This window comes from Erythrobacter sp. S57(2025) (assembly GCF_057365055.1).
Window position 1 is genome coordinate 1,411,493 of sequence record NZ_CP200299.1, and the last position, 25,201, is coordinate 1,436,693.

The window sequence follows — 25,201 nt, forward strand, 5'->3', positions numbered from 1 at the left end:
AGGCGCGCTATGCGTCTCACTCAATACGCAGCGGGGCATAGCTTTCCTGCTTGTCCCCCAAACGATCCTTGTGCGCAGCGAGTGTAACTGCGGGAATTTCGATCAATTGCGGTGCATGAGTGTAGAGGATTGCAGCTCGGACTACGCTCCCCGGATAGATCGCCTCAAGCCCAGCTGAGTAAGCTGCCATCTGCCGAAGCGTGGGTTTTGGCACCGCCTCGAGTGATGAAGGAGGTCTCCGGGTGGTTTTGAAATCGACCACGGTGACTTTGTCTTCTTCGACCAAGAGGCGATCCGCTTTGCCCGCCACCACTACACCGCCAATCGTTGCCGTCAGTGGAACCTCGGCAAGAGATTTGCCGGAGAACAGTTCGGCGAAATCGGGATGGTCGATCACTTTGAGCGCGCTTGCGACCATTTCGCTGCGAACCGCCTTGTCCAGATCACCCGCCTGCCGACCAAGCCAATTGGCCGCGGCTTCCTCGCGAGCATCAGTTGCAATATCCGGTAGGCGCTCAAGCAGTCGATGGATCAAAACCCCGCGCCGCGCGGCAATCGCGGCTGCATCGGGCGCAAGCGGTGGTTCGCCGCCCTGCTCCTCACCCGCATTGCTTGGAGCAAGGGGTTTGGGTGGGACCGGCTCGGCCCCGATTGGCGCGGTCAACCATGTGGGCAGCTCGACGCTCTTTTCCTTTGGTGCAGACACTTCGCTGCCCGCAATGGGATCAGCGCGCATCCCCCATTCGCGCCGCACACCCCAAATCGAGTCCTCAAGCGGCGGGCTTTCGAACACAGGCTCCAACCGCGCATACCAGCTGTCTTCGCTCGGCCCCTTCTCCGCCTGCCTTGGCCCGAGCGAGCCACCGATAAACAGCGCCTCTTCCGCCCGCGTCATCGCCACGTATAGCAGCCGCCAATGCTCTTGCATGTCAGCGATGCTCGCACGCTCTTGTGCGGAACTCACTGGGCCGACTTTCTCCTCTTTTGACAATGAGGGCAGCGGGACGGAACGAGCCTTATCTTCTCCAACTCCAATAGGATCATCGGCCAAGCTGAGGGCGCTCCCCTGCCCCGGATCACCGGTTGCATCGGCAAGGATTACGATGGGAGCCTGCAAGCCCTTTGACCCGTGCACAGTCATCACCCGCACTTGTCCGGTCGCTTCATCCGCATCGCGCTTTAGCTCTGCCGTGCCTGCATCGAACCATTCGATAAATCCGGCAAGACTGGGGACATGAGCAGCCTGGTAGGCGAAGGCTGCATTGACCAGCTCATCAATCGGATCATTCGCTTCTCGCCCAAGCCGGGAGATCAACTCGCGCCGGGCTTGCCCCGGGCCATTAAGAAGCCACGCAATCAAAGCTTGGGGTGTTTCAAAGTCTGCCCGCGCCAACAGGTCGCGCAATTTGGCAACCGATGCGGCGATGAACGGCTCATCGCTCACCCGCAAATGATCCCACAATCGCTTACCCGGCGCGCGCGGCACGTGAGCAAGCAAATCGTCCTGAGTCCATCCGATCAGCGGTGATGCAAGCAGATTGGCGAGGCTCAAATCATCAAGCGGCTGCGCGGCAAAGCGCAGTGCGGCCATGATGTCCTTCACCACCAGCGGATTGCCCAATCTCAGCCGGTCAACACCGGCAACCGCCACACCTTTTGCATGCAGTTTGGCAACGATTTGCGCGGCCAAATCCTTGCGCTTGCGCACAAGTACCATGATATCGCCTGCCTCCGCGTGGCGCCGTTCTCCTTTTTCAAGGACATAGGGTTCCTCTTCCGAAACCCAGCGGCGAACCTGCTCCGCAATTTTGTCCGCAAGTAAAGTGTCATGCGCAGGCAGCCAGTCGCGATTATCATCCTCGTCTGGCGACAGATCAGATGTGCTGGTGATCGGATCCCACAGCGCGACCAGCCCTGCGCGATCATCGCCTAAATGTGGCTCGGCAGGTTTAGTCAGGCCAAACGCGCTGTGCCCAATTGCATCCATCGCGTGGTTGACGAAATCGAGCACGGGAAGAGCCGTGCGGAAGGAACGCCCTAAATCAAGCTCATTCCAAGTTGGCAGTTTGCGTGTTTCGCGTAGCTCATGCGCATGGGCTTTTGCCGCCTCGATCCGCGCCTCAACCTTGTGCTTTGCGCGTTCAAAGTTTTCAGGACTGGTCCCTTGAAAGCCAAAGATCGCCTGCTTGTAATCGCCCACGGTGAAGAGTGTTCGGACCTTGTCCCCGCGTGCACCTTCGCCTGCAAAAAAGTCGTCGATCAGCGCAAAGACTATGTCCCATTGTGCTTCGTTCGTGTCTTGCGCTTCGTCGATCAGGACATGGTCAAAACTGCGATCGAGCTTGTATCGTATCCATGCCGCTGCATCGGTGTTGCCCAGCAAGCGTGCGGCTTTGCGGATCAGATCGTCGAAATCAAGCAGACCTTCGCGCGCCTTGGCTTCCTCCCAGCGCAGCGCAAATGTCCGGCCCATCTCAAGCGCACTGGTGAGGAATTCAGCAAGGCCAAATAGCGCCTTTCGCTCTGCGACCATGGCCACCGCATCGGCAACCAATCCCTGACCTTCGACAAAGGACGGATAGGTATCGCGCGGTTTTTTGAGGTTTAGAGCAGGATCGCCATCAGCTTTCAGCAAAGTGCCACGGAACCCCGAAACTGCCTCAATCCGCGGCTCATGATCCAGGCCCAGCCACTCACTCAGAAAGGCGGTGCATTTGTCGGCTGTTTTCGTGCCCCATTCATTGAGCATCGGGACCATGGCGCGGATGTGATCATCGGGGAATACATCGGGATGCAGGCCCTCAAATGCCCAAGCTGCATCTGCATTTGCGGGCATATCAAGCAGCCGCAGGACCCGATCACGCATTGGCGCTGTCCAAGCCGTGGGGCCTTCCCACAATTCCGCAGCACCCGCGCAGCGCATCAGCCATTGGCGCAGGGCATCGGGCTCTTTGGTGCGGGAATAGTTCGCGACCGCGCTGGCGAACGCAGACGCCTCGCCTTCCTCTTGCAAGAGTTCAGTCAGCACCTCGCGCGCAAGCAATTCGCGCTCGCGGTCTTCCATCGGGCGCGTGCCGGGGGTGAGTTCGGCTTCTTCAGGAAAGTTGGCGAGCAGCCATTGCGAAAACGCGTGGATCGTATCGATCCGAAGGCCGCCTCCCGGACAATCTATAACGCTTGCAAACAAAGTGCGCGCATGGGCCTGTGTATCGGGTCCGAAATCTGCCCCCAAATGCGACAATTCCTGCGCCAACTTCACTGCATCAAGCCGCACCCAGCGCGCCAACACCGCATTGATGCGGTTCGCCATTTCTGCGGCGCCCGCTTTGGTGAAAGTGAGGCATAAAATCTGCGCAGGATCGACACCGGGGGTAAGCAGTAACCGCAATACGCGCGCGGAAAGAACCTGCGTCTTGCCCGTGCCGGCGGAGGCAGACAGCCACACATTGTCGCGCGGATTGGCAGCGGCAAGCTGACTACCCTGAAGCGGGAAGACTGCGCCGCTCACGATGCGCCCTCCCCATCAGCTGCGCTCAACCGGATCACCCATTCCTCTAGCCGCATCAACTGATCGTAATCGGAGTAACCGGGGCAATCTGGGTTCTCCTTGGCAGTGAAAGGCGTGTCACCTTTAAGGTATTTTGAGATCGCATCGTGCAAGAACGCCTCATGCGCGGGCAGGAATTCTTCAGGCGTCAGGCCAGAGCGTTTGCGACCCGTCTTGATCGGTTGATCGATATAGCCAAACTCGCCCTTCTTCTTGGCAAGGGACCAGAATTCGAACTGCGTCGCATCGTTTGAGATGACCTGCTCGCCAGCGCTGAACCCGCCGTCGCGCGCGATCAGGCCGAGCAGTCCCATTTGCAGCGCATACCCGGCCTCAACTTGCACGGCGCTTGGCGGACCGCCGGTTTTATAGTCGACAATGGCGAGCGTGCCGTCCTCCATCCGGTCAATCCGATCTGCACGGCCTCGAACCCGCACGCCGTCGACGTCCATCGCGCCGTCGGCCTCCGTGGCAATGACCACGCGGCCTTCTTGAACTGCTTCATCAACCCACTCCTCGAACCGCTCTAACGCGGCGAGGATGCGGGGTTGCCATAGCCCCTTGAACAAAGGGTGGACCTCAGCCTTTTCAAATTGCTGCTTGGCAAATGGGACGATCCCCAAATCAGGCTGCGCCACGCGCGCTTTGTGCCAGGCATCCAGAATGTCATGCACCAAAGTGCCTCGCAGCGCAGGATCGCTGAACGGGTCAGCGGCGAGCGGATCGAGCTTGCGCAGCTTCAGTATTTCCTGCGCATAGAATTGATACGGATCGCCCAGCAGCCGGTCGAGGGCGGTAACTTTGATATCAACCTCGCGCTGCCTTGCATTGGGACGCGGCGCCGGGCGTGGATAATCGGGCGCTGGCTCTGCCGTACGGCCCAACTGAGGCAAAAGCGCGGGGATGCGGGTCTCTCGATGCTCGGTCACAAGATCACCCAGCAACGCTTCCACCCTAAGCAAGAAGCGCGAGGGCAATGTCGGCCCGTCCGCATCGCGCTGTGATCGACTTAGCACAACTTGCGGCGCGCCCATCGCACCCGCCAAATCATGCGCGGCCAAGCCTATGCGAAAATCCGAAGACGGTATGCCGAGCGCGCGCAACACACCCGGTGCCAGCAAAGCATCAGCGCCGGGAATTTGCGGCCAACTGCCTTCGTTCAAGCCTCCACAAACCACCAGATCAGCGCGCGCCATACGCGATTCCAACAGGCCAAAAATCGCAACGCGCGGGTGACCTCCATAAGGCGGGCGAACCGCCACTTCCTCCATCGCGTCGCGCAAAATGCTAGCAAGGTCGGCAGGCGTGATGAGCGTACCAACGGCGCGGGCATTGAGGCGAATATCTTCGATGAGCGGCGAAAGCGCCCGCCCATCCTCGCGCGACCAAACAGCGTCTGCGGCAAATGTCTCTGCCGCCACCGCCAGCGCATCCAGACCATCTGCTAGTGACAGCTCAGACGGCAGCTCCAATAGCGGCGTAACGATCGTTTCGACCTCATCCCACCATTCCGCAACGCCAGCCTTACGCGCAACTTCGCTCAAAGGCGCAAGGCCCGGCGCAGGACTTGGCCCGCGCAGTTCGCGGTCGAACAATCGCAGGTTTCGCAGCCACGCACCGCGCACTTCGCCATCTTCGGAACGCACTAAAGGATGGGCGAGCAACCCGATCAGTTGCGCAGGCGCGGCCCCAGTCGAGGCAAGCTCTCCCAGCAATCCCATCAAGCGGCCCGCTGGGGTTAAAGACAGCGCGCGACCTGCAGAATCATCAGCTTGGATATTCCAGCGCTCAAGATGCTGTGACACCCGGCGCGCCAAAGATCGGTCAGCGGTGATGACAGCGATCCGTTTCTCCGGCTCATCCAAGGCCTCTCGCACCAACATCGCGATGGCTTGCGCTTCTTCTTCTGCCGTAGCGCTGGTCATCAGGCGCAGACCTGAAAGGCGGCGCTTATCTTGATCAAGCGTTGCCCAGCTTCGGCTTGCCTTGGGCGGCAGGAACAGCGAGCTGATCGCATCGCTGCGCGCAGGCGGAGAGGCAGCCATTCCCTTTCGGTGCCATGGCCGCACTTCGGCGCGCGCGATGCCCATGCGTTCGAGCAGCAGTTTGAGGTGGTATTGCGGGTGAGTGACCGCGTCTTTGGTGGCAAAGAGTTCCCCGCCGGGCTCTGGCGCAGCGCCAGCCCTGCCCAGCTCATCCCACGCTTCATCAGCCAGTGAGAGGTCAAGATCTGGCAGCACCACGCTGCCATTGGGCAGCTCTGCAATAACGCGAAGCATCCGGGCGAGCGCTGGCGATGCGCTGGTGACGCCAGCGGCCAGTATGGGCGTTGCGGGTGGTTCCTCGCGCCAACGCTTCGCCGCCCGGTCAAACAGCATATTGCGCCGGGTCGCAGCATCAACCTCGCCGCGTTCCTCTAGCCGATTGCGCCAGCGCGCTTGCACACGGGCAAAGGTCCGCAAAGAGCGCTGCCAATGGCCCGACAAATCGCCCAGCATATCCAGCACAGCATCGCTGGTGAGGTCCTCTGGCGATTTCTCCTCAACCAGAAGGCGATCAATCGTGCGCGCCGTCTCTTTGGCAAAGCGCAGCAAGGCCGCACCTGGCAATGGTGGATCGCCCTGCTCTGCGCGTTCAGTCGCGATCAGCTCGGTCAGCTCCAGCCAACGCCGCGTTGGCTCAACGGCGGGAGGAATATCGCTTGCGCCCAATGGATCGAGCAGCGCGCCCAATGCCTCATCCAGGTCGAGATCACCCACCGTCACCATGCGCGGCATCAGCATCCCTGACTGGGATTGTTCACCGGTGTAACGAATGAAAGCTTCCGACAGAGTGCGTGCAGCGCGGGTGCTGGGCGCCAACAGGGTCAGCCGCGCAAGGCCAACGTCATTCTCAGCAAACCGTGGCACAATCCCTGCGACCAATGCATCGGCAAAGCCGCGATGCGCAGCAATCGAGTAGATCTCTGGCGCGCCGCGTTCACCCACGCTTTAACGCGTCTTCGGTGGGCCTGATGGCCTGAGGTGTGCCGACTTCGAACCATTGGCCGGTGAAGGAAACGCCGTAAAGCCGCCCCTCCTCAATCGCCCGGTTCCAAAGGATATTGGTCGAAAACTTACCCTGCGGCGCATCGCGCAAAAGGCGGTGTGAGACCAGTTGAATGCCGGTGTAAATAAAGGGAGCGATGCGGCCAGACCGGCGACGCGACAATTTGCCAACAGGGTCCATGTAGAAATCACCCTTGCCTGCAAAATTCGCCGCACGCGCATGGCCGACCAGCAGCAGCAGCGCGTCCATCGTGTCCGGATCCCATCGCTGCGACAGATCATGAAACGCATCGCGCGGACCATCAAGCCAGATATTGTCGGCGTTCAGGCAGAAAAACGGATCAGGCAAATGCGCCTTCGCCTTTATCATTCCGCCGCCCGTTTCGAGCAAGGCATCACGCTCATCTGAAATGATGACGTTAGGCGCGCTGCGATCTTTCACATGCGCTTCGAGATTGTCGGCCAGATAGTGGACATTGACGACCGCCTTAGCGACGCCAGCTTCGCCGAGCCTATCAAGCGCGTGGTCGATCAGCGGTTTTCCAGCGACCCGAACCATCGGCTTGGGCATGCTAGCCGTGAGCGGGCGCATGCGTTTGCCCATTCCGGCAGCCATCACCATTGCTGTGTCGGATACGAGCGGCCGCGCTTTGCTCATGCGATGGTGCCCCCACCTTTTGCGCGGAGCTCCTGCGGAATATTGGCATCGAACCACCCGGCCACGGGGGCAAGCGCCTCATGCTTCAAATCACGCTCCATCGCATCCCAAACGCGCGGTATCATTGAGAGGTATTTCGGCTTCCCATCGCGCTTATGCAGGCGGGTAAATATGCCAACGATCTTCGCATTGCGCTGCGCACCAAGCCGGGCGTAATCGGCGAGAAAATCAGTGTCTGCGCCCGCCAGCTTGGAATACAGATCAAGCATTCCTGCCTCTAGCTCCAGCGAGACATCGCGGCGCGCATCTTGCAGCAGCGAAACCAGATCATAGGCGGGATGCCCGACAAGCGCGTCCTGAAAATCTATCAGACCTTGCGGTGCGCGCGCATTTGGGTCGCCGAGCAGCATGATGTTTTCTGCATGATAATCCCGTAGGACCGTCACAGGCTGAGCAGCGTGCGCGATCATCGGGGCAAGCGCCTCTTCCCATGCAGCGGTATAGCCAGCCTCATCCACAGCCAAGCCCATAGCCGGGCAGTACCATTCGGTTAGCAGAGCAGCTTCGCGTTGATAGACGGCCATGTCGTAAGGCGGGAAAGGTCCAGCGGGGCGCTTATGCAGCTCCACCAACGCCTCAATCGCGCCGGTATAGGCGGCGGTTTCAGCATGGGGATTTTCGTCTAGCCAGTCGCGCATCCGGTCATCGCCGAAATCTTCGAGCAGAACCCAGCCCGCCGCTGCATCGGTTGCGTAAATCTTCGGCCCGCGAAGGCCCTGATCGTTTAGCCATTTGCCAACATGCAGAAAATCGCTGGGGTCTTCCTCTGGCGGCGGCGCATGCATCAGCATTGCGGTCTGTGGCAGTGTCACATCTGTATGTCGCAAGCGAAAATAGCGGCGGAACGATGCATCACCGGGGATCGGCTCAATCGCTGCCGCCCCCCAGCCTGCTTTTGCGACAAATTCTGTAAGGCCTTTAGGCAAATCACTCATGGCATGCGCCCTAACCAATCTGCGCCCGGTTTCACAATCGCAATCCGGCCTTCGCCCGAACTTTCCAACACAATCGTGAGGCAGGCCGCTTCATGCGCAAAGCCGCCCGCATGATCGGGCCATTCCGCGATCAAAACCGCTCCTTCGCGATAATCGTCAAGCCCGATTTCCTCGACCTCGCTGGGATGCTCCAACCGATAAAAATCGGCATGAACGACAGGCACGCGTAATGGCGGCGCGTCATAGGTTTCGATGATCGTGAAAGTGGGACTGGGCACTTCGCCTTGATAGCCAAGCGAGGCGAGTATTGCGCGGGCTAAAGTGGTTTTGCCGGCTCCCAACCCGCCTTCCAGAGCGATGACATCCCCTGCCCGCAGCTGGCCAGCAATTCTGGCTGCAAAGGGCGCGACCGCTGCAAGGTCGGGAAGTGAGTGCTGGACGTCACCGCTCACGGCAGAGTGATCGCCGCGATGGTGCCTCGGCCCTTCTCGCTTGCGAGCTCAAACGTGCCATCATGCGCTTCTACCAATTGGCGCGCTAACCTGATGCCGAGACCTGAGGCAACTTCGCCTGCTTCTCCTGTATCAAGCCGACCTTCAGCGATTGCCAATTCCTCGGGCGTCATGCCCGGACCATTGTCGCTGATGATGATCATGCCGCGCCATGCATCGCCATCCTCAGGCTTTGGCAATTCAATCGTGATCTGGCCGCCTTGAGGCGTGTGTTCAATCGCGTTGTCGAGGATGTTGCCCAATGCGCGGCCCAGTTGGCGCGGATCAGCGTCAACCTTGCGACCGCGGCGACCCTTCAGGTCAAGGCCGAGGCCTGCCGCCACAATCACCTCTTCACGATCACGAACCAAGCCGCTGACGAACGGCAGCAAGTCGATCTCTTCCTTGGCGAGAGGCATTAGGCCAGCCTCGCTTTGCGATAGGTCGAGGACGTTTTCGACTTGCTCGGTCAAACGCTCAACTGACGACAAAATGGCATCGACATACTCACCTGCCTGATCGTTCATTTCGCCCGCAGCACCGCTTTGCAAAAGCTCGGCAAAGCCGCCAATTGTGGTGAGCGGGGTACGGAATTCGTAGGACATATTGGCAAGGAAGCGGGCCTTCACCGCGTCCGCTTCTTCCAAAGCAATTGCGCGCTCTCGCAGTGCTTTTTCAGCCTTCTCCGTATCGGTAATATCGAGCACGGTCAGCAGGCCATTGCCATCGGGCAGCGGCACCCCTGCAAATCGCAAAGTCCGACCGTCGGCCAGCACCACTTGCCCCTGCTTCTCACGCCGGTCGAGCGTCGCGGCGCGCACCACCGCGCCAATGCTTTGCGACTGAGCGGGACGTGCCAAATTCTTCGCAATCGCCTCTAGCAGCCCTTCCGCGCTTGGATGCGTATCGAGGAACTCTGCGTCGAGCCCCCAAGTGCCAGCAAAGCTGCGATTCCACAGCTGCACAGAACCATCGGGCGAAAAGATTGCGAGCGCTTCGAACAAGCTGTCCAACGTCGCTGTGCGCGTGCGAAGCAGCGTGTCCCGGGTAGCTGAAAGCGCGAGTTGTTCGGTGCGATCCTCAGCAATCATCACCAGACCGCCATCGGGCATAGGCTGCGCCACAATGCGCAAATGCGTTCCCCCTGACAGCGGCCAGTTCTCTTCCTTGGTATCCGGCGTATCGAACCAAGCCCGGTGTTCAGCGCGCCATTCCGGAAAGTCGCGAACTTCTGGCGTGCTACCATGTTCGCGCGCATCAGACAGGAAACGCTCAAACGGCATGGCACTCTCAACCACGCCCGGCGACAGTCCAAACTGACGGCGAAATGGGCGATTGGCAAAGGTCAGCTGTTCCTTCGAATTGAACTGCGCAACGCCAACCGAAAGCTGATCCAGCATCGCACGCTGCGCATCGCGAAACGCGCGGAAATCGCGGGTGACCTGCTGCTGTTCTTCAATATCGATCGCGTATCCTGCGACGCCTTCTGACCCGAGCGGCAAATCACTTACCCGAAAACTGCGCCGCTCCCCGTCAATTGTGACAGCATCAATGCGTTGGTTTTCCTGCTGCGTGTCAAGCACTTCGCGGGCAATCTGCGCAGGGGAACGCCCGCCCTCGGGTTCAAGCAGTTCCACCTGATCCTCGACCACGGCGACAAGGCTCTCTGCACCAACCGCTTCGACATAGGCATTGTTGACCAGCCGCAAACGCATTCCGCTGTCACGGAACCACATGGGCATCGGTGCCGATTCAATCAGGCCAATCAACGCCGAGAAATCGGATTGCGCGCGTTCAGCGGTGCTGCGCAGTTTGACGAGCTCTTCCTCGCTATTGGTAAAATCGAACACCCAAACGATCGCCGCCCCGCCTGGCGAAACCTGAGGATCAGCCAAGGCGCCTTGCAAGGACAAGCTTTTGCGCGATCCGGGCGGTGTGACGATCATCTGGAACGGGCTCGCGCTCTTCTGCGTCACCCGGACATGTTCGCTCAGCTCATCGACCTGAGCTTTGGAAAGTCCTGCACCATCGTCGCCGGTCAATTCGCTCAAATATTGCGGAACCTCGTCCAGCCCCAGCCATCGCGCAAGCCGCTCAGGGGCTTCGATCCGGCCATCAACGCGGACAAGCAACGGGATCGCTGGCGCGCCGTCGATCATGTGCTGCATCCGCTTAAGCGAGGTTTGCAGAGCTTTGGTGCGTTTTGTCTTGGCACTCGCGCGCAAGATCATAATCGCAGCCGCAATGGTCCAACCGGCCAGCAGCAGCGCAATTCCAATCAGGGCAAGCGGTGAAAGTTCCATCAGTGCTGAGCTATGCTGGCAGCGCGTTTGTTGCAACTGGCGAAGACGCGAAAAGCCCCCGCAAATGCGTCCACTTGCGAGGGCTTTTCGATGTTTTGTTCAATTGCACGCGTTTCAGCGCGCAAAACTTAATAGCGGTAGTGATCCGGCTTGAACGGACCAGCCGCTGGCACACCGATATAATCGGCTTGCTTCTGGCTCAACTTAGTCAGTTCCACACCCAGTTTTTCAAGGTGCAGCGCGGCCACTTTCTCATCCAAGTGCTTAGGCAGCACATAGACTTCGTTCTTGTACTCATCTGACTTGGTGAACAATTCGATTTGCGCGAGTGTCTGGTTGGTGAAGCTTGCGCTCATCACGAAGCTTGGGTGGCCAGTGGCGCAGCCCAGGTTCACCAGACGACCCTTGGCAAGGATCAACAGGTTTTTGCCATCAGGAAGCGTGACCATGTCGGTGCCTTCCTTGATTTCCTTCCACTCATAATTGTCGAGCGCGGAAATCTGGATCTCACTGTCGAAATGGCCGATGTTGCATACGATGGCCATGTTTTTCATGTTCTTCATGTGCTCGCCGGTGATGACGTCTTCGTTGCCGGTTGCGGTCACGAAGATATCAGCGCGCTTGCACGCTTCTTCCATGGCAACCACTTCGTAGCCGTCCATCGCCGCTTGAAGAGCGCAAATCGGATCAACTTCGGTGACCATGACGCGCGCGCCGCCATCACGAAGTGAGGCCGCAGAGCCTTTGCCCACATCGCCATAGCCAGCAACACAAGCGACTTTACCAGCCAGCATTACGTCGGTTGCACGGCGGATCGCATCAACGAGGCTTTCCTTACAACCATACAGATTGTCGAACTTTGACTTTGTCACGCTGTCATTCACGTTGATCGCCGGGAAAGGCAGTTTGCCCTGTTTGGAGATCTGATAAAGGCGCATGACGCCGGTGGTGGTCTCCTCGGAAACACCCTTGATGTTCTTGACGGTTTTGGTGAGGTAGCCGGGCTTTTCTGCAACATAGGCTTTCAGCGCCTTCTGCATTTCGATTTCTTCGGCATTTTGCGGAGCAGGCATTTCCTCGCCCGCTTCAATACGTGCGCCCCACAGCGCAAACATGGTGGCATCACCGCCATCATCGAGGATGATGTTGGTGGTCAGATCTGGATCGGCATCGGTCGACCAGTCGAAGATGCGGCCAACATAATTCCAATAATCGGCCAGCGTTTCACCTTTAATGGCAAACACCGGAATACCCTGCGCGGCAATCGCAGCAGCGGCGTGATCTTGAGTAGAAAAGATGTTGCAGGTCGCCCAGCGCACTTCGGCACCCAGAGCGACAAGCGTTTCGATCAGAACTGCTGTCTGGATCGTCATGTGTAGCGAACCGGTGATGCGCGCGCCTTTAAGCGGCTGTGATGCACCATATTCTTCGCGCAGAGCCATCAGGCCCGGCATTTCGGTTTCGGCAATAGCGATTTCGTCGCGACCATACTGCGCAAGGCTGATGTCGCGGATAATGTGTTCTTGTGTCGGCGCGGCGGTGGCCATGGGTTTCTCCGGAACTGGGGTGTTTGTGTTACCCGCGCCCCTAGCGGCCTCTCCGCTTACAAGCAAATATAAAGTTTTCTTTATATCTCTATATGGGTGTTAACCCCTTAGCCAAATGGGCACTTGCGTCACCGGAACGCTTGTATCGCGCGCCGCTGGTCTTCCCTCAGGAATTGAGCGCGGCTCTGATTGTGTGGCTTGGGCACCGCCATCAGCGAGCAATTGGTTTGCCATATGCACCAGACGGACCCGGTCCTGGCTCATCGCCAATCGAAGCGTTGCCTGTTTCAAGTCAGCACAGCCCATCGTGGGGTGTCCTTGCCCATAACGATTCGCGATCGTCACACCGGCTCTATCGAGCGCTCTTTCGCTACCCTCTTGGCCGTAAGTCGCAGACATCTCACTGACCATTTCGCTATGCGCGCTGGCGATGTTCTGGCTGTGGGCGCTTGCGAACATGTCATATTCGGCACTGAAATCATGCGATCCTTTGCGGCAGCGCAGCGATGTAACCATCAGCATTATGTTGAGGCGGCGGATGCTGGCCGCACCATTGAAGGTTGGGCTCGCGACGGTCACGCCGTCAAAGTCTGTATTCGCGTTGGCAGGCGTGACCGCAATCACAGCGAGCATGGCTGGCGCAGCGATGGCTGCGGTGAATTTGCGCAAATTTCGCATTTGGTGTTCTCCTCTGCCCTTCAAGGTTTCCCCGAAAATGACAAAGAGTAGGACGGCCAAGTTTACTCGATCTTCAACTTGCAAAGTAAAGCGACTTTAACCGCGATTGTCTTGCCCCTATATCTATCGTCGAACGCCCCCGCCGGGTGCGACACAGATCAGCAATGGAGACGAGCAATGACAATTTCCGTAGGCGACAAGCTTCCCGATGTGACCATGGTAAAGGCCACAGCCGAAGGGCCACAGCAGGTTCAGGCCTCCGAATATTTCGCCGGCAAGAAGGTTGCCCTGTTTTCCGTCCCCGGCGCCTTCACTCCGACTTGCTCTGCCAAGCACTTGCCCGGCTTCGTCGAGAAGGCCGAGGATCTGAAAGCCAAAGGCGTCGACGAAATTGTCGGCACCGCCGTGAACGATGCATTCGTAATGGGCGCATGGAATTCCGCTGCGGGGTCAAATGACATCACCATGCTTGCCGATGGCAATGCTGACTTCGCTGAAGCCGTTGGCCTCACCATGGATGGCAGCGGGTTTGGCATGGGCAAGCGCGGCCAGCGCTTCTCAATGGTCATCAATGATGGCGTGGTCGAGCAATTGAATGTCGAAGCACCCGGCGATTTCAAAGTCTCTAGCGCAGAACACATGCTGGATCAGCTTTAAGCTCGGGCTAAACCACGAGTACGAAAAAGGGCGCCCGATTGAGGCGCCCTTTTTATTGGTTCACCGTGCCGGCTACGTCACCCTGAACGCGAATACGCTTCTGTCATCCAAGCTTTGACCTCATTGTCGAAATGATCGGTGCTCTCCAACCTCACTCGGTGTGAACACATCGCATTATACGTCTCCAGCCGCCCCGATGGCTCGTCACCTTTCAATGCCAGCCCAAGATCAATGCGGGTCCTGGTCGCAGGAGTGATCAGCGCAAATTGCTTCTTGCGGCGCAGGCTGACGCTGGTCTTTTTGGGAGCGACCTCCACGTCATCACCCAGCCCTTTTGCAAAAGCGACGATTGCATCATGGACGGGCCGCAGCGCTTCCTTAGCGCCAGAATATTGCTCACTCACCGGATCCGATGGCACATCGCTCTTTAAAGCCTCACTCGCGATCAGATTTGCAAAACCGTGCGTGACGCCGTGCTCAGACTTAAGCATCGCGACAATTTTGCCATGCTTGTCCAAGCCTGATGCGCTGACCAATTTGAGCCACTCATCAAGCGGCTTACCGGTTTTCTCCGGCAGATTGGCGAGCATCGTTGCAAGCTGTTTGTCCACTGTCGACATAGTCCCTCTCTCTCTAAGGGACGAGACTACATGTCAGTCAGCTTCAAAAAAAGGGCGTCAGGCTAAGACCTTCGAATCAAAAGCCCATCAGGCTCATCACTTCCTTGCGGCTGCGGTGATCTTCAAGGAAGCAGCCCATCATGCGGCTGGTCAGCATTTCAACCTCATGCACTTTAACACCGCGGCCGGTCATGCAGCCATGTTCGGCTTCAATCACGACGGCGACGCCGCGCGGTTCAAGATTGTTCCAGATGCATTCGGCAACTTCTGCGGTCAGGCGCTCTTGCACCTGAAGGCGATTGGCATAGCCATGTAGCACACGCGCAAGCTTTGAGATGCCCACCACCTTTTTATCAGGCAGATAAGCAATGTGTGCCTTGCCTTTAATCGGGGCCATGTGATGCTCACAGTGGGAATGGAAGGGGATGTCTTTCAGAAGGACGATCTCATCATAGCCGCCGACTTCTTCGAAAATACGGCTGAGATGCATGGCCGGGTCTTCCTGATTGCCCCGGCAATACTCAAGCCATGCGCGCCCTACCCGTTTAGGAGTGTCAAGCAGCCCTTCACGCTCAGGATCATCACCGGCCCAGCGCAGGATTGTGCGAACGGCGTCTTGTACGTCTTCGGGTACGTCAGGTTTGTTCAATGGATTGTCCGGATCAAAATCATCGTCGTGGCTCATGTAATTCATAGCAATACCCTTCTGTAGCCGCAAAGCGACCTATTCATGGTAAGCAGATGGACCCGGTGCTTGGCCCGTCACTTCCTAATTGTGATCCCACGTAAAAAACCCTAGCCCGGTCAATGAGTTCCCTGCGAAATTTGCAACTCACAAAGTTGAAAATGGTGCAAGCAATCCGGGCGGCTCTCTCCGATCCCCATATAAGGAGCATGTCGGAGATTGCAGCCTTTATTCGTGAGCAATGCTTCGGAAAACAAAAAAGCCCACACCTTTCGGTATGGGCTTTCTTGGCGCGCCAGGAAGGATTCGAACCTCCGGCCGCCTGATTCGTAGTCAGGTACTCTATCCAGCTGAGCTACTGGCGCGCGAGAGAGGCGGCACATAAGGGGGCTTGGCGTACTTGGCAATCCCTTCTTTGCCGTTCTGCGCCTTAACCGGCCTCTTTTTTGAACAAAGCACGCGCAAGGGCCCGATCGAGCGGTGGTTTGTCCAATTTTTCTATTCTTTCCGGCGTGAACCAATCGATTCGCCCGCCTTCGAGCGCTTTTGTGTCCCCTGCCCACTCCGCCACTATGTAAAGCAGGATGACAATCGGTTTCGAGCCATCTTGCGCCGCTTCTTCGGCGAAACAAACCGGTTCGCAATCGCTCTCGGCAATGACAATGCCAAGCTCCTCTCGCAATTCACGAATTAGAGCTTTTACTGGAATTTCAGCAGGTTCGACCTTCCCACCAGGGAATTCCCACAAGCCACCATGGTGCTTTTCCTCGGGCCGCCTGTGCATCAGCCAGGTGCCATCTGCCCCCTTCAATGCCCCTGCCACAACCCACATCACATCATCACTCATGTCGGATTTTTTTCCATCTCAAAGCGCTCTCTCAACCTTTTCTTAACGTGGAACCGCGATTTGAGGGTCATCAGAAACGTACCAACGGGTGATCTCATGAAATTGACGACATTCCTTAAGCACATTGGAAACGACAATTCGGGTGCCACCGCTGTTGAATACGGACTGATCGTGAGTCTTATCGTCATTGCGATGATCGGTGCTCTCCAAGGCGTAGCCACGGCGACATCGGATACATGGAGTGAAGTTGAGACTGCGTCTGTGGAGGCCATGAACGGTAACTAAATCGAAAGGCTGCGAATTAGGAGTTTTTCAATAGCTACCGACTATCCCCCACATTGTTGTTCACTTTTCTTGAGTGGGCACGGGTACCGAAGACCAAACCAGGAGACTTATAATGACCTTTTTCAACAAACTCGCACGTGACGAGCAGGGCGCAACTGCAATTGAGTACGGCCTGATCGCTGCTCTTATCGCTGTTGCTGCAATCACTGCAATGGGTTCACTGGGTAACACTCTCAGCGACACCTTCTCAGAAGTTCAGACCGAAATGGCTGGCTAAGTCTAACGACTTATCTGAAAAAGAGAGCGGCGGGGTTTTCCCCGCCGCTTTTTTTTGTGCGTGTGATTAGGGAGCTAAGCCTCCGGGCAGGGCAAGCAACGAGGCTCGCCGCCAGACCTCAACGCGCGCGAACGACCAGTTTCACTTTTTGGCCCGCGCGCAGTTGGTCGCTTGAACCCAGTGCATTGAGCACACGGAACCGCTCTACCTGCGCGTCATCATAGGCCATTCGGCGCGCGAGACCCGCAATAGTATCGCCGCGCTGCACTGTCACAACATCCAGTCTGCGCGGAATCACCTGCGCCGCTTCGTTTGCACTGATTCGCCGCATCGATTGGAACATTGCATTGAATGTGTCCGAGCGGCCTGCGGGTGTGATTGCAGCAAAATGATAGGCCCGATCATTCGCAAATTCATAAGCGAAGATCGTCACGTCCACCTGATTGTTGCCGTTATTGACCCGAGCCTGACCATAGGCTGCGCGGATCCCGTTAACGGTTGTGCGCTGGATGGATTGCGGGGCAAGATTGTTATTCTCTCCGCCAAGGGCAGTAAATTGCTGGCGGATATAGCTATCAAGATCGCCTGCATACGGGGCGAGCGTCAGCTGCGCCTGCCCGCTTTGCCCATTAATGCTCACCGCCGTGGTCGAATTGACCATGTAAAATCCTTGCGGCGCAGTGAAAGTCAGCCGCAATTCGGGATGAATGAAACGGCTTCCCTCGATCACGCCTTGCTCAGGATCATCGCCATAGAGCAGTCCGTCGATCCGATTGAGGAAGGTGTCACGATTGGTGACGGTGCCCGGCAAACCTTGCGACGCATTCAATGCGCGCTGCACACGGCTTGCTGGATCAGGGTGGGTTGATGCCCATTCTGGAACCGTCGCATTGCCTCGCCCCTGAAGCCGCGCATCAAGGCTGTTTTGCGCAGCAAGGCTAGCAAGCATGGTGCCCATGGCCCGTGGATCGTAGCCCGCTTTGGTCAAATATTGTATGCCAAGATCGTCTGCTTCAATTTCCTGAGAGCGCGAGAAACTGAGCGTAAGCAATTGCGATCCTTGCAGAAAACCGCGTGAGACCGTGTTGCCAACAGAGCTATCACCTAACAGGATCGAAGAGCCGATCGCTCCCAGCACGCCAAGGATCGAATTGCGCTGCGCCCGTTGTTGCCGACGTTGAGAATGGCGCGCTGCAACGTGACCGACTTCATGGCCCAGCACTCCGGCAAGCTCCGCCTCGTTATTCATCAGCGTCACAAGCTGGCGCGTTGTGTAAATATAGCCGCCGGGGACCGCGAAGGCGTTATTTACAGGCGAATTGAGCAGGCTGACCGTGAAGCTTTCACGCGCATTGCCAAGGCCCGATTGCACGGCGATATTCTTGCCCACTTGCTCAACATACTGCGCCTGAGAACCGCCCATCGCACCGCCAAATTGCTGGAGCAGCTTTGGGTGGAACTCCGCGCCCTGCTGCGCTTCGGTTGATGTAATCGGAGCTGAGGCCGAGGGGATAGACCCGCCGCCCATGCAGCCGCTCAGCGCCAAAGCGAGCGGCGCTGCGCCAGCGAACCAGAATTTGCGTGATGAAAATGACATTTTGCTCTCCCCGAAACTTTTGCGAAGTATCGGGAAAAGTGAGAGCGAGGGCAAGCCCCTCGCCCGTTATCCGCCGAGCTGGAGGAACCGTTCCTCGCGCATACGCAGCAAAGTCTCGCTGTCCATTTTGCTCAAGTTATCAATCTCTTCGCTCAAGACACTGCCAAGAGTTCTCGCCATTGCTTCACCGTCACGGTGCGCGCCGCCGACAGGTTCTTTTACAATTCGGTCGATCACTTTGAGGCGCTTCAAGTGCTGCGCGGTGATTTTCATCGCCTGCGCCGCTTCCGAAGCTTTCTCCGCCGTGCGCCACAGAATGGACGCGCAACCCTCAGGCGAAATCACCGAATAAACCGAGTGTTCGAGCATCAGCACGCGTTCTGCACTGGCCAGCGCCACAGCGCCGCCTGAACCACCCTCACCTACAATCACCGACACCATCGGCACCGGCAGCGCAAGGCATGCCTCGGTTGACCGAGCGATCGCTTCTGCCTGACCGCGCTCCTCCGCTTCGATGCCGGGAAACGCCCCAGACGTATCAACCAAAGTCACCACCGGCAGACCAAAACGGCCCGCAAGATCCATCAGCCGGATCGCCTTTCGATACCCCTCTGGCTTACCCATACCGAAATTGTGGGCGATGCGGCTTTGCGTATCGTTGCCCTTTTCATGGCCGATCAGCATCACGCGCCGCCCATTCAGCTTCGCAAAACCACCCATGATCGCAATGTCATCGGCGTAATAGCGATCCCCGCCAAGCGGCATGAAATCGGTGAAAGCATGCTCCACATAGTCGCGGAAATGCGGGCGCTGCGGGTGCCGCGCGACCTGCGTTTTCTGCCACGGCGTGAGGGAGGCATAGGTGCTCGCCAGCAGCTCTGCGCTCTTAGTTTCGAGCCGCTCAATCTCTGCGGCTACGTCCACTTCTTCTTGTAAGTCGAGCCCGCGCAGTTCGTTGATACGGTCTTCGAGACTTGAGACGGGCTTCTCGAATTCGAGGTAAGAAATCATGCTTGGCTCGCTAGTCCTATGTCCGGCGCGTGGCAAGGGGATGCCGTGTGTTGACCAGCTCCACCAATCGCGCCGCATCAACATGGGTGTAGATCTGGGTGGTCGCAATATCGGCGTGCCCCAGCAAAGTCTGCAAGACGCGCAGGTCAGCTCCGCCTTCCAACAGATGCGTTGCAAAGGCGTGGCGCAAGACATGCGGGCTGATGCCTTTTGGGTCCAGATCAGCGCGCGCTGCGAGTTCTTTGAGCATTTGAAACAGGCGCACGCGCGTTAAATGCTTGCCGCCCCGCGATGGGAACAGAAACTTCGAATTCGGCTCACTGGGACGCACGTCGATCCAATTGGCGAGAGCCTCTTTCGCCCGGTCGCTTACTGGAACCACGCGCGCTTGACCACCTTTGCCCGTGACCGTGATTAGCGGGGCATCGCGGGGTATTGCGGTAATTGGCAGGCTGACCAGTTCGGTTGCGCGAAGGCCAGAGCCATAGAGCATTTCAAGCAGTGCAAGCTGACGGATCGCGGTGTGCTTGCCCGAAGAAGCCTCCAGCTCAGCGCGCTCTAACAAGGCCTCCACCGCCCCATGGCTTAGCACTTTGGGTAATGGGCGACGCGTTCGTGGCCGGGGGAGCGCGCCGGACGGATCATCTCCTCGCCATCCTTCATCCATCGCAAAGCCAAAAAACTGGCGCAGCGCCGATGATTTGCGCGCCACGGTCGATGGCGCGAGCGCGGCCCATTCGCCTGCGAGTTTGGCTACATCGGTTCGCGATGCTTTAGCGAGGTCGCCCAATGCCTCCTCCGCACCGTCGAGGTCGCGTCTATACGCCGCCAAAGTGTTCACCGCCGCGCCGCGTTCGGCGGCGAGCATGTCGAGGAAGGATTGGACGGCTGCTGACATAGTCCTGATAGCTTCCAAGCCTAGTGCTTAACTGCGCGCGACAGCCTCTGCAGCGATCATCCTTGCCTCTGCTTCCAACCCAACGCGCTGCAAGGCGGATGTGACATGATAGAGGTGAAGCGGGGTCATTTGCGACCAGTCCTCACCCTGCATTCCAAGCCCTGCTAGCAAAACGACAAGTGTGGGGTTTTCAACCTCAGCAGCACGCTCAATCATGCGCGTCCAACGGGTCTCGCGTGACAGATCAATATCATAGTCAGCCGCAACCGCCATCGGGACGCGGCCCAACCCGGCAAGACCAGCTATCAGCATCCCTGTTTTGTGCCCCTCTTCGCTCTCATCCGCGCTCCAAAAGCTGGATAAAGCGTCCTCGTTTGCAGTTGCGCCATCGGGATCAGCGAGCGCAATCAGCGCCCAGCCCTGTGAACCAGATTCAACAAAGGGCGCCCAAGTCGCTGCATCGCGGTCGAGACCTGCTGTAAGCATCGAGGCAATAAGATCGCCGGCCGCATCGGTATGTTCTGCTGACGGTGGCACACGCGCGGCGGCATAGGCCGTCAGCACAAGGCCGGGGAAACTGACATTGTCGCCGCCCCAAATGTCGCGCATCGCATCGATCCGAATGCCAGGGTTTGCGCCAACATAGGCATCGCGCAAACGGCGCGAACGCAGTGCAATGTCGCCGCCAATGCCCTCATTTGCGTAGACCTGAGAGTAAATGTCGACCAACGCAGCTGCGGACAGGATCCCGCGATCAGCCGCAACGCCAGCATAGAGCGCACGTTTATCGAGCGGCAGCATCGGTGCAGAGGCCGCAGAAAGCGGATAATAGTCACCGCGAGGCGCGGCAAAGGCGGCGTTGACGATGGTGTCGGGAATGTCTTCGCCCACCGCATTGGCAAGAGCAAATCGCCACGGGGTCAGCTCTTCAACGCCTTCCCAGCTTACGGTGGTTCCCCCACGTCCGCGCCCGGCAGCACCGGCATAGCGCTGCGCCAAAAGGATATCGATTTCAGGGGCGATCTCTTCGCTTTGCGCCCCGTTCAACTGCGATCCGGCAAGCGCGCCCTCACCCGCATAGGCATTGCAGATCGCCTGCATCATCACCCATGTTGGGTCCTCGCGCTCAGATCCTTGCAAACGCACGGCAGGACAGGCGCCAACGAAATCGGAGGAGGCGATATAGGCAGCCAACGCTTCGCTGGTCAGCGCCTTGTTCCAATTACCAGTATCAACGTCCTGCACCAAAGCGCGCGTCGTCCCGAACTCTCCCAAAGAATTGAGTACACCTGCGCGCAGGGCCGCAAACTCAACCGGGTTCATGCCTTCCGGCGCAGTCAAGCGGCTTGCCAATGCGCGTCGAAGGACGATGTGCCCCCAGCGCGATACCAACGGTCCGCGTGTGCCGCCCAATGTTGCCCGCACCAGGCTCTCTGGCTGATTGACCAATGAACGGGTCGGAAAACCCCCTTCGGATGGGGCAAGAACACCAACTTGCGCCAAAGATCGGCGCGCAGCAGGCGGAATATCGTATTGAGGCTTTAGTCCCAGCAGATCATCCAGCTGGTCAGTCGAGAGGTTTTCCAACTCCTCCAATGTCGGCAAGCCGGACAGATCCGCGCTCGAAACACTGGGAGCTGGCGGCAGCCCTGCCCCAGACGGCAACGGCTGCACGGTCGCACCTTGTGCTGGCGTGGTCGACGGGTTTGATGGCGTTGTTACCGGCGGAGCCACCGGCGGCGCGGTAGGGGCAGGCGCTGGCGTTGGAGTGGGTGCAGGGTCATCAAAGCCCGGCGGCAGGAGCGATTCAGGCGCATCCTGTGCGCTCACCAAACCGCCTGCAAACATCCCGCCCATCGCGCCAATAACGCCCAAAGCTGCGACACCAGCCAGCCAGCTGGACTTCGAATTCGTCAATACGCTCATGAGCCTGTCCCGCTCCCAGACCCCACATTCGCTGATTGATCGACCCGTTCGACAATCGGACGCAGAGGTTCTTCGCCTCCATCAAACCACGCAACAGCAAGCACGATCAAGATGCCAATCGCAGGATAAATGACGATGGGACGGCGAAAGAAAGGCCGGACAGGCTTGGATGTTTGTAGCTGTGCATGGTGAACAACGCGGTTGTTAGACATATTGCACGCGCTCTACCCCATCTATAGGCGAAGGGGCAATGACTGCTGAGATGTCTTTGAACCAAAGCGCGATTGACGATGTCGCCGCGCGCCTAGACCGGCCCATAGTGCTGGTGGGTTTGATGGGCGTTGGCAAATCCACAGTCGGCCGCAAACTCGCGAGCATGCTTGGAAGCGGCTTTATCGATGCCGATGACGAGATTGTGATCGCCGCGCAGCGTTCCATCGCCGAGATTTTCGAACAATTTGGTGAGCCCTACTTCCGCGATGGAGAACGCCGGGTGATCGCGCGTTTGATCGAGGAAAGCACCGGAGTGATCGCCACAGGCGGTGGGGCCTTCGTCGATCCAGAAACCCGCGCGCTGATTTTGGAGCGTGCGATCGCGGTTTGGATTGACGCAAACATTGATACTCTGGTCGAACGCACATCCCGCAGAGACACCCGCCCGCTCTTGCGATCGGGCAATCCGCGCGAGATTTTGACTAACCTCAAAAACACCCGCGAAGAGTTTTACCAGCAGGCGCAAATTCGCGTGGTCAGCGAAAATGGTCCGCATTCCAAGACCGCGCATTCGATAATCAAGGCAATTGATAAATGGTTGTAATTCCAGTTGAACTGGCCGGGCGCGCATATGACGTGACGATTGAGGGGGGGCTACTTAGCAATCTTGCCGGCCACGCGACGCGCTTTCTCACAAGCTACTCAGACCGCGCCGTTCCGTTTGTGAGCGATACGAACACGCATTCACTTTATAAGGACAAGGTCGAAGCCTCACTGGCTGATGCTGGATACAAAGCACACTGGTTCGTGGTAGATCCCGGTGAGGGCGCAAAATCTTGGGAAGTGCTTGAAGAATTGACCAATTGGCTGCTTGCCAAAGGCGTCACCCGTTCTGATCATGTGTTTGCCCTGGGTGGAGGCGTTGTCGGCGACCTCACTGGATTTGCCTGCGCTGTGACCAAGCGCGGCTGCAATTTCGTGCAGATACCCACCACTTTGCTCGCACAGGTAGACAGTTCGGTCGGCGGAAAGACCGCGATCAACACGCGTGCAGGCAAGAACCTGATCGGTGCATTCCACCAGCCATCCTCCGTCCTGATCGACCCGCTGGTGCTCGACACTCTGCCTGAGCGAGAAATGCAGGCAGGCTATGCCGAAGTTCTTAAATACGGACTGCTTGGTGATGCCGAGTTTTTCGGCTGGCTGGAAGCAAACGGCGCGCAGGTCATTGCCCGCGAACCCGAAGCGCTCACCCACGCCATCGCCACTAGCATTCGCGCCAAGGCCCGGATCGTGGCCGAAGACGAGCGTGAGACCTCGGGCGTTCGCGCCTTGCTCAATCTGGGGCACACTTTTGGACACGCATTGGAAGCGGAGACGGGTTTTTCCAGCACGCTCTTGCACGGGGAGGCTGTGGCGCTGGGAATGGTCTTGGCCGCGCGATACTCCGTGCGGCGCGGCGAAATGGCGGCAGAAGATGCCGAGCGTGCTGTCGCCGCAATCAAAGGCGCTGGGATGCGAGCGGAAATCACGCAGCTTGCGCTCACTTGCGACGGCAAAACGCTCGCCGACCACATGCTCCACGACAAGAAGATGGAAGGGTCCACCCTGCCCTTCCTCCTGCTTAAAGGGATCGGCGAGGCCTATCTGGCGCGCGATGTGGACCTCGGCGATATTTCCGCATTTCTGGATGACGAGCTGGGGCACGGCGCGTGACCCAGTTTATCGACCTTTCCATCCCCATCACCAATGATGTGGTTTCTGACCCTGAGATGATGCGTCCCAAAGTCACCTATATGACGCATGAGGACACCTGGGCGCAGATCGCGATGTTCTTTCCGGGATTGGAAAAGGAAGACTTGCCCGATGGCGAAGGCTGGGCGGTCGAGATGCTTGAACTCTCCACCCACAACGGCACCCATGTGGATGCGCCGTGGCACTATCATTCGACCACAAATGACGGCGCTGTGCCTGCGCCCAGCATTGATGAGGCCCCGCTCGATCAATTCCTGCGCCCCGGCGTGAAGCTCGATTTCTCTCACCTGCCAAGCGGCCATGTGGTTAGCGCAAGTGAGGTCGAAGAGGCTTTTGCAAAGATCGACTATAAGCTGCAACCGCTTGATATTGTTTTGATTCAATCAGGCGCAGTCTACGGCACCGATAACTTCACCGATCAAGGTGTGGGATTGGGAGCAGAGGCAACGCTTTGGCTGACTGAGCGCGGCGTCGAAGTGGTTGGCACCGATGCTTGGAGCTGGGATGCCCCGTTTAGCCACACGGCGAAACGCTGGGCTGAAAAGCGCGATCCCTCGATCATTTGGGAAGGGCACAAGGCAGGCCGCATCAAACCCTACTACCAGATTGAAAAGCTCACCAATCTGGAAAGCTTGCCCGCGCATGGCTTTACGCTCAGCTGCTTCCCAGTGAAGATTGAACGCGCCAGCGCCGGTTGGATCCGCGCCGTTGCGATGATTGAAGGCTAAGCCAAAACCCCAATCAAGAGCAGCACCGCTAGCGCCAGTATAGTCAGCCATGTCAGGATAACCCCTATCTGGCGTGCTAGGGGTGCTTTCCCCGGCTGAGAGGGTTGGTGAAGGCCAATCACATGCGCAATTCGTCCCAACACAAAGGCCGCAGCAAATCCGATCAATACCGAATGCGAGGCTCCGGCGAATTCCAGCAGGCCCAGCATGATCAGCACGATGGGTGCGTGCTCTGCCAAATTGCCATGACTTCGGGTCGCCGCGATCAAACCGGGATCATCAGCATCCCCAAATGCAGCCTTCAATTGCAGGCGCTTGCGAACAGTTTGGATAGCAAGCAACAATAGCAGCAGCGCAATGATTGCGGTGGTGGCCGCCGTAATAGGCAATGTCATAGAATTCTCCCTCGCGGAGGGACTAACTCTAACTCATCGAG

At 58.1% G+C, this 25,201-nt stretch carries 23 protein-coding genes and 1 tRNA gene; 6 read left to right on the forward strand and 18 right to left on the reverse strand.

What is annotated here, in order from left to right:
- Positions 1–16: 16 nt before the first annotated feature.
- From addA to AC0V6N_RS06860, 8 genes are all read right to left on the reverse strand, one after another.
- Positions 17–3,508 (reverse strand): double-strand break repair helicase AddA, encoded by a 3,492-nt coding sequence (addA, locus tag AC0V6N_RS06825; protein WP_486170831.1) that lies wholly within the window; start codon positions 3,506–3,508, stop codon positions 17–19.
- Positions 3,505–6,534: a PD-(D/E)XK nuclease family protein gene (locus tag AC0V6N_RS06830; RefSeq protein WP_486170832.1), complete on the reverse strand. Its 3,030-nt coding sequence runs from the start codon at positions 6,532–6,534 to the stop codon at positions 3,505–3,507. Before AC0V6N_RS06830 ends, addA begins: the two co-directional genes overlap by 4 nt.
- Positions 6,527–7,252: a nucleotidyltransferase family protein gene (locus AC0V6N_RS06835; protein WP_486170833.1), complete on the reverse strand. Its 726-nt coding sequence runs from the start codon at positions 7,250–7,252 to the stop codon at positions 6,527–6,529. Before AC0V6N_RS06835 ends, AC0V6N_RS06830 begins: the two co-directional genes overlap by 8 nt.
- Positions 7,249–8,247: an aminoglycoside phosphotransferase family protein gene (locus AC0V6N_RS06840; RefSeq protein WP_486170834.1), complete on the reverse strand. Its 999-nt coding sequence runs from the start codon at positions 8,245–8,247 to the stop codon at positions 7,249–7,251. Before AC0V6N_RS06840 ends, AC0V6N_RS06835 begins: the two co-directional genes overlap by 4 nt.
- The gene (gene tsaE / locus AC0V6N_RS06845; RefSeq protein WP_486170835.1) at positions 8,244–8,699 is read right to left on the reverse strand and encodes a tRNA (adenosine(37)-N6)-threonylcarbamoyltransferase complex ATPase subunit type 1 TsaE; all 456 of its coding nucleotides are present in this window, start codon (positions 8,697–8,699) and stop codon (positions 8,244–8,246) included. Before tsaE ends, AC0V6N_RS06840 begins: the two co-directional genes overlap by 4 nt.
- Positions 8,696–11,041, reverse strand: coding sequence for a sensor histidine kinase (locus AC0V6N_RS06850; RefSeq protein ID WP_486170836.1), 2,346 nt, complete (start codon positions 11,039–11,041; stop codon positions 8,696–8,698). Before AC0V6N_RS06850 ends, tsaE begins: the two co-directional genes overlap by 4 nt.
- Before the next feature lie 128 nt (positions 11,042–11,169).
- Positions 11,170–12,588 carry an adenosylhomocysteinase gene (gene ahcY / locus AC0V6N_RS06855; protein ID WP_486170837.1) on the reverse strand — a complete coding sequence of 473 codons (1,419 nt, stop codon included), beginning with the start codon at positions 12,586–12,588 and terminating at the stop codon, positions 11,170–11,172.
- Positions 12,589–12,687: 99 nt separating this feature from the next.
- Positions 12,688–13,266: an S-adenosyl-L-homocysteine hydrolase gene (locus tag AC0V6N_RS06860; protein ID WP_486170838.1), complete on the reverse strand. Its 579-nt coding sequence runs from the start codon at positions 13,264–13,266 to the stop codon at positions 12,688–12,690.
- Positions 13,267–13,443: 177 nt separating this feature from the next.
- Here AC0V6N_RS06860 and AC0V6N_RS06865 point away from each other — a divergent pair, with 177 nt between their 5' ends.
- Complete coding sequence (locus tag AC0V6N_RS06865; protein ID WP_486170839.1) at positions 13,444–13,923, forward strand: redoxin family protein; 480 nt, start codon at positions 13,444–13,446, stop codon at positions 13,921–13,923.
- 77 nt (positions 13,924–14,000) lie between these two features.
- Here the strand turns inward: AC0V6N_RS06865 and AC0V6N_RS06870 are convergent, their stop codons facing one another.
- The 4 genes from AC0V6N_RS06870 to AC0V6N_RS06885 all read right to left on the reverse strand — a co-directional run bounded on the left by AC0V6N_RS06870 (position 14,001) and on the right by AC0V6N_RS06885 (position 16,075).
- Positions 14,001–14,543: a DUF5655 domain-containing protein gene (locus AC0V6N_RS06870; RefSeq protein WP_486170840.1), complete on the reverse strand. Its 543-nt coding sequence runs from the start codon at positions 14,541–14,543 to the stop codon at positions 14,001–14,003.
- A gap of 76 nt (positions 14,544–14,619) precedes the next feature.
- On the reverse strand, positions 14,620–15,228 hold the full coding sequence (gene folE, locus AC0V6N_RS06875; RefSeq protein ID WP_486172439.1) for a GTP cyclohydrolase I FolE: 609 nt from the start codon (positions 15,226–15,228) through the stop codon (positions 14,620–14,622).
- Between the two features lie 288 nt (positions 15,229–15,516).
- Positions 15,517–15,593: transfer RNA gene (locus AC0V6N_RS06880), tRNA-Arg, on the reverse strand.
- 65 nt (positions 15,594–15,658) lie between these two features.
- Positions 15,659–16,075, reverse strand: coding sequence for a (deoxy)nucleoside triphosphate pyrophosphohydrolase (locus tag AC0V6N_RS06885; protein ID WP_486170841.1), 417 nt, complete (start codon positions 16,073–16,075; stop codon positions 15,659–15,661).
- 96 nt (positions 16,076–16,171) lie between these two features.
- On the opposite strand from AC0V6N_RS06885, the gene AC0V6N_RS06890 reads away from it, so the two are divergent.
- Entirely contained in the window at positions 16,172–16,360 is a 189-nt protein-coding gene (locus AC0V6N_RS06890; RefSeq protein WP_486170842.1) for a Flp family type IVb pilin, read from the forward strand.
- A gap of 112 nt (positions 16,361–16,472) precedes the next feature.
- A complete protein-coding gene (locus tag AC0V6N_RS06895; protein WP_299192206.1) occupies positions 16,473–16,637 on the forward strand; it encodes a Flp family type IVb pilin in 165 nt (54 codons plus the stop codon).
- Positions 16,638–16,755: 118 nt separating this feature from the next.
- Here AC0V6N_RS06895 and AC0V6N_RS06900 read toward each other — a convergent pair whose 3' ends face one another.
- From AC0V6N_RS06900 to AC0V6N_RS06920, 5 genes are all read right to left on the reverse strand, one after another.
- Positions 16,756–18,234 (reverse strand): M48 family metalloprotease, encoded by a 1,479-nt coding sequence (locus AC0V6N_RS06900; RefSeq protein ID WP_486170843.1) that lies wholly within the window; start codon positions 18,232–18,234, stop codon positions 16,756–16,758.
- A 66-nt stretch (positions 18,235–18,300) separates the two neighbouring features.
- Positions 18,301–19,245 carry an acetyl-CoA carboxylase carboxyltransferase subunit alpha gene (locus tag AC0V6N_RS06905; protein ID WP_486170844.1) on the reverse strand — a complete coding sequence of 315 codons (945 nt, stop codon included), beginning with the start codon at positions 19,243–19,245 and terminating at the stop codon, positions 18,301–18,303.
- 16 nt (positions 19,246–19,261) lie between these two features.
- The gene (locus AC0V6N_RS06910; protein ID WP_486170845.1) at positions 19,262–20,143 is read right to left on the reverse strand and encodes a tyrosine recombinase; all 882 of its coding nucleotides are present in this window, start codon (positions 20,141–20,143) and stop codon (positions 19,262–19,264) included.
- A gap of 27 nt (positions 20,144–20,170) precedes the next feature.
- Positions 20,171–22,069 carry a hypothetical protein gene (locus tag AC0V6N_RS06915; RefSeq protein WP_486170846.1) on the reverse strand — a complete coding sequence of 633 codons (1,899 nt, stop codon included), beginning with the start codon at positions 22,067–22,069 and terminating at the stop codon, positions 20,171–20,173.
- Positions 22,066–22,281 carry a hypothetical protein gene (locus AC0V6N_RS06920; RefSeq protein WP_486170847.1) on the reverse strand — a complete coding sequence of 72 codons (216 nt, stop codon included), beginning with the start codon at positions 22,279–22,281 and terminating at the stop codon, positions 22,066–22,068. The genes AC0V6N_RS06915 and AC0V6N_RS06920 overlap by 4 nt, the downstream gene beginning before the upstream one ends.
- Before the next feature lie 38 nt (positions 22,282–22,319).
- On the opposite strand from AC0V6N_RS06920, the gene AC0V6N_RS06925 reads away from it, so the two are divergent.
- Genes AC0V6N_RS06925 through AC0V6N_RS06935 form a run of 3 tightly spaced genes read left to right on the forward strand, consistent with a single transcriptional unit; the run spans position 22,320 to position 24,765 of the window.
- Positions 22,320–22,886: a shikimate kinase gene (locus AC0V6N_RS06925; protein ID WP_486170848.1), complete on the forward strand. Its 567-nt coding sequence runs from the start codon at positions 22,320–22,322 to the stop codon at positions 22,884–22,886.
- Complete coding sequence (gene aroB, locus AC0V6N_RS06930; RefSeq protein WP_486170849.1) at positions 22,877–23,998, forward strand: 3-dehydroquinate synthase; 1,122 nt, start codon at positions 22,877–22,879, stop codon at positions 23,996–23,998. Before AC0V6N_RS06925 ends, aroB begins: the two co-directional genes overlap by 10 nt.
- Positions 23,995–24,765, forward strand: coding sequence for a cyclase family protein (locus AC0V6N_RS06935; protein ID WP_486170850.1), 771 nt, complete (start codon positions 23,995–23,997; stop codon positions 24,763–24,765). The genes aroB and AC0V6N_RS06935 overlap by 4 nt, the downstream gene beginning before the upstream one ends.
- On the opposite strand, the gene AC0V6N_RS06940 is transcribed toward AC0V6N_RS06935, so the two are convergent.
- Positions 24,762–25,160 (reverse strand): MAPEG family protein, encoded by a 399-nt coding sequence (locus AC0V6N_RS06940; RefSeq protein ID WP_486170851.1) that lies wholly within the window; start codon positions 25,158–25,160, stop codon positions 24,762–24,764. The genes AC0V6N_RS06935 and AC0V6N_RS06940 overlap by 4 nt on opposite strands.
- Positions 25,161–25,201 lie beyond the last annotated feature (41 nt).

Coding starts and splice junctions, on each gene's coding strand:
- folE (WP_486172439.1), bottom strand. CDS start 15,228: ATGAGCCACGACGATGATTTTGATCCGGACAATCCATTGAACAAACCT.
- AC0V6N_RS06870 (WP_486170840.1), bottom strand. CDS start 14,543: ATGTCGACAGTGGACAAACAGCTTGCAACGATGCTCGCCAATCTGCCG.
- AC0V6N_RS06885 (WP_486170841.1), bottom strand. CDS start 16,075: ATGAGTGATGATGTGATGTGGGTTGTGGCAGGGGCATTGAAGGGGGCA.
- AC0V6N_RS06860 (WP_486170838.1), bottom strand. CDS start 13,266: ATGCGAAATTTGCGCAAATTCACCGCAGCCATCGCTGCGCCAGCCATG.
- aroB (WP_486170849.1), top strand. CDS start 22,877: ATGGTTGTAATTCCAGTTGAACTGGCCGGGCGCGCATATGACGTGACG.
- AC0V6N_RS06850 (WP_486170836.1), bottom strand. CDS start 11,041: ATGGAACTTTCACCGCTTGCCCTGATTGGAATTGCGCTGCTGCTGGCC.
- AC0V6N_RS06890 (WP_486170842.1), top strand. CDS start 16,172: ATGAAATTGACGACATTCCTTAAGCACATTGGAAACGACAATTCGGGT.
- AC0V6N_RS06900 (WP_486170843.1), bottom strand. CDS start 18,234: ATGTCATTTTCATCACGCAAATTCTGGTTCGCTGGCGCAGCGCCGCTC.
- AC0V6N_RS06910 (WP_486170845.1), bottom strand. CDS start 20,143: ATGTCAGCAGCCGTCCAATCCTTCCTCGACATGCTCGCCGCCGAACGC.
- AC0V6N_RS06865 (WP_486170839.1), top strand. CDS start 13,444: ATGACAATTTCCGTAGGCGACAAGCTTCCCGATGTGACCATGGTAAAG.
- AC0V6N_RS06840 (WP_486170834.1), bottom strand. CDS start 8,247: ATGAGTGATTTGCCTAAAGGCCTTACAGAATTTGTCGCAAAAGCAGGC.
- AC0V6N_RS06920 (WP_486170847.1), bottom strand. CDS start 22,281: ATGTCTAACAACCGCGTTGTTCACCATGCACAGCTACAAACATCCAAG.
- ahcY (WP_486170837.1), bottom strand. CDS start 12,588: ATGGCCACCGCCGCGCCGACACAAGAACACATTATCCGCGACATCAGC.
- AC0V6N_RS06895 (WP_299192206.1), top strand. CDS start 16,473: ATGACCTTTTTCAACAAACTCGCACGTGACGAGCAGGGCGCAACTGCA.
- AC0V6N_RS06835 (WP_486170833.1), bottom strand. CDS start 7,252: ATGAGCAAAGCGCGGCCGCTCGTATCCGACACAGCAATGGTGATGGCT.
- AC0V6N_RS06925 (WP_486170848.1), top strand. CDS start 22,320: ATGACTGCTGAGATGTCTTTGAACCAAAGCGCGATTGACGATGTCGCC.
- AC0V6N_RS06940 (WP_486170851.1), bottom strand. CDS start 25,160: ATGACATTGCCTATTACGGCGGCCACCACCGCAATCATTGCGCTGCTG.
- AC0V6N_RS06915 (WP_486170846.1), bottom strand. CDS start 22,069: ATGAGCGTATTGACGAATTCGAAGTCCAGCTGGCTGGCTGGTGTCGCA.
- AC0V6N_RS06905 (WP_486170844.1), bottom strand. CDS start 19,245: ATGATTTCTTACCTCGAATTCGAGAAGCCCGTCTCAAGTCTCGAAGAC.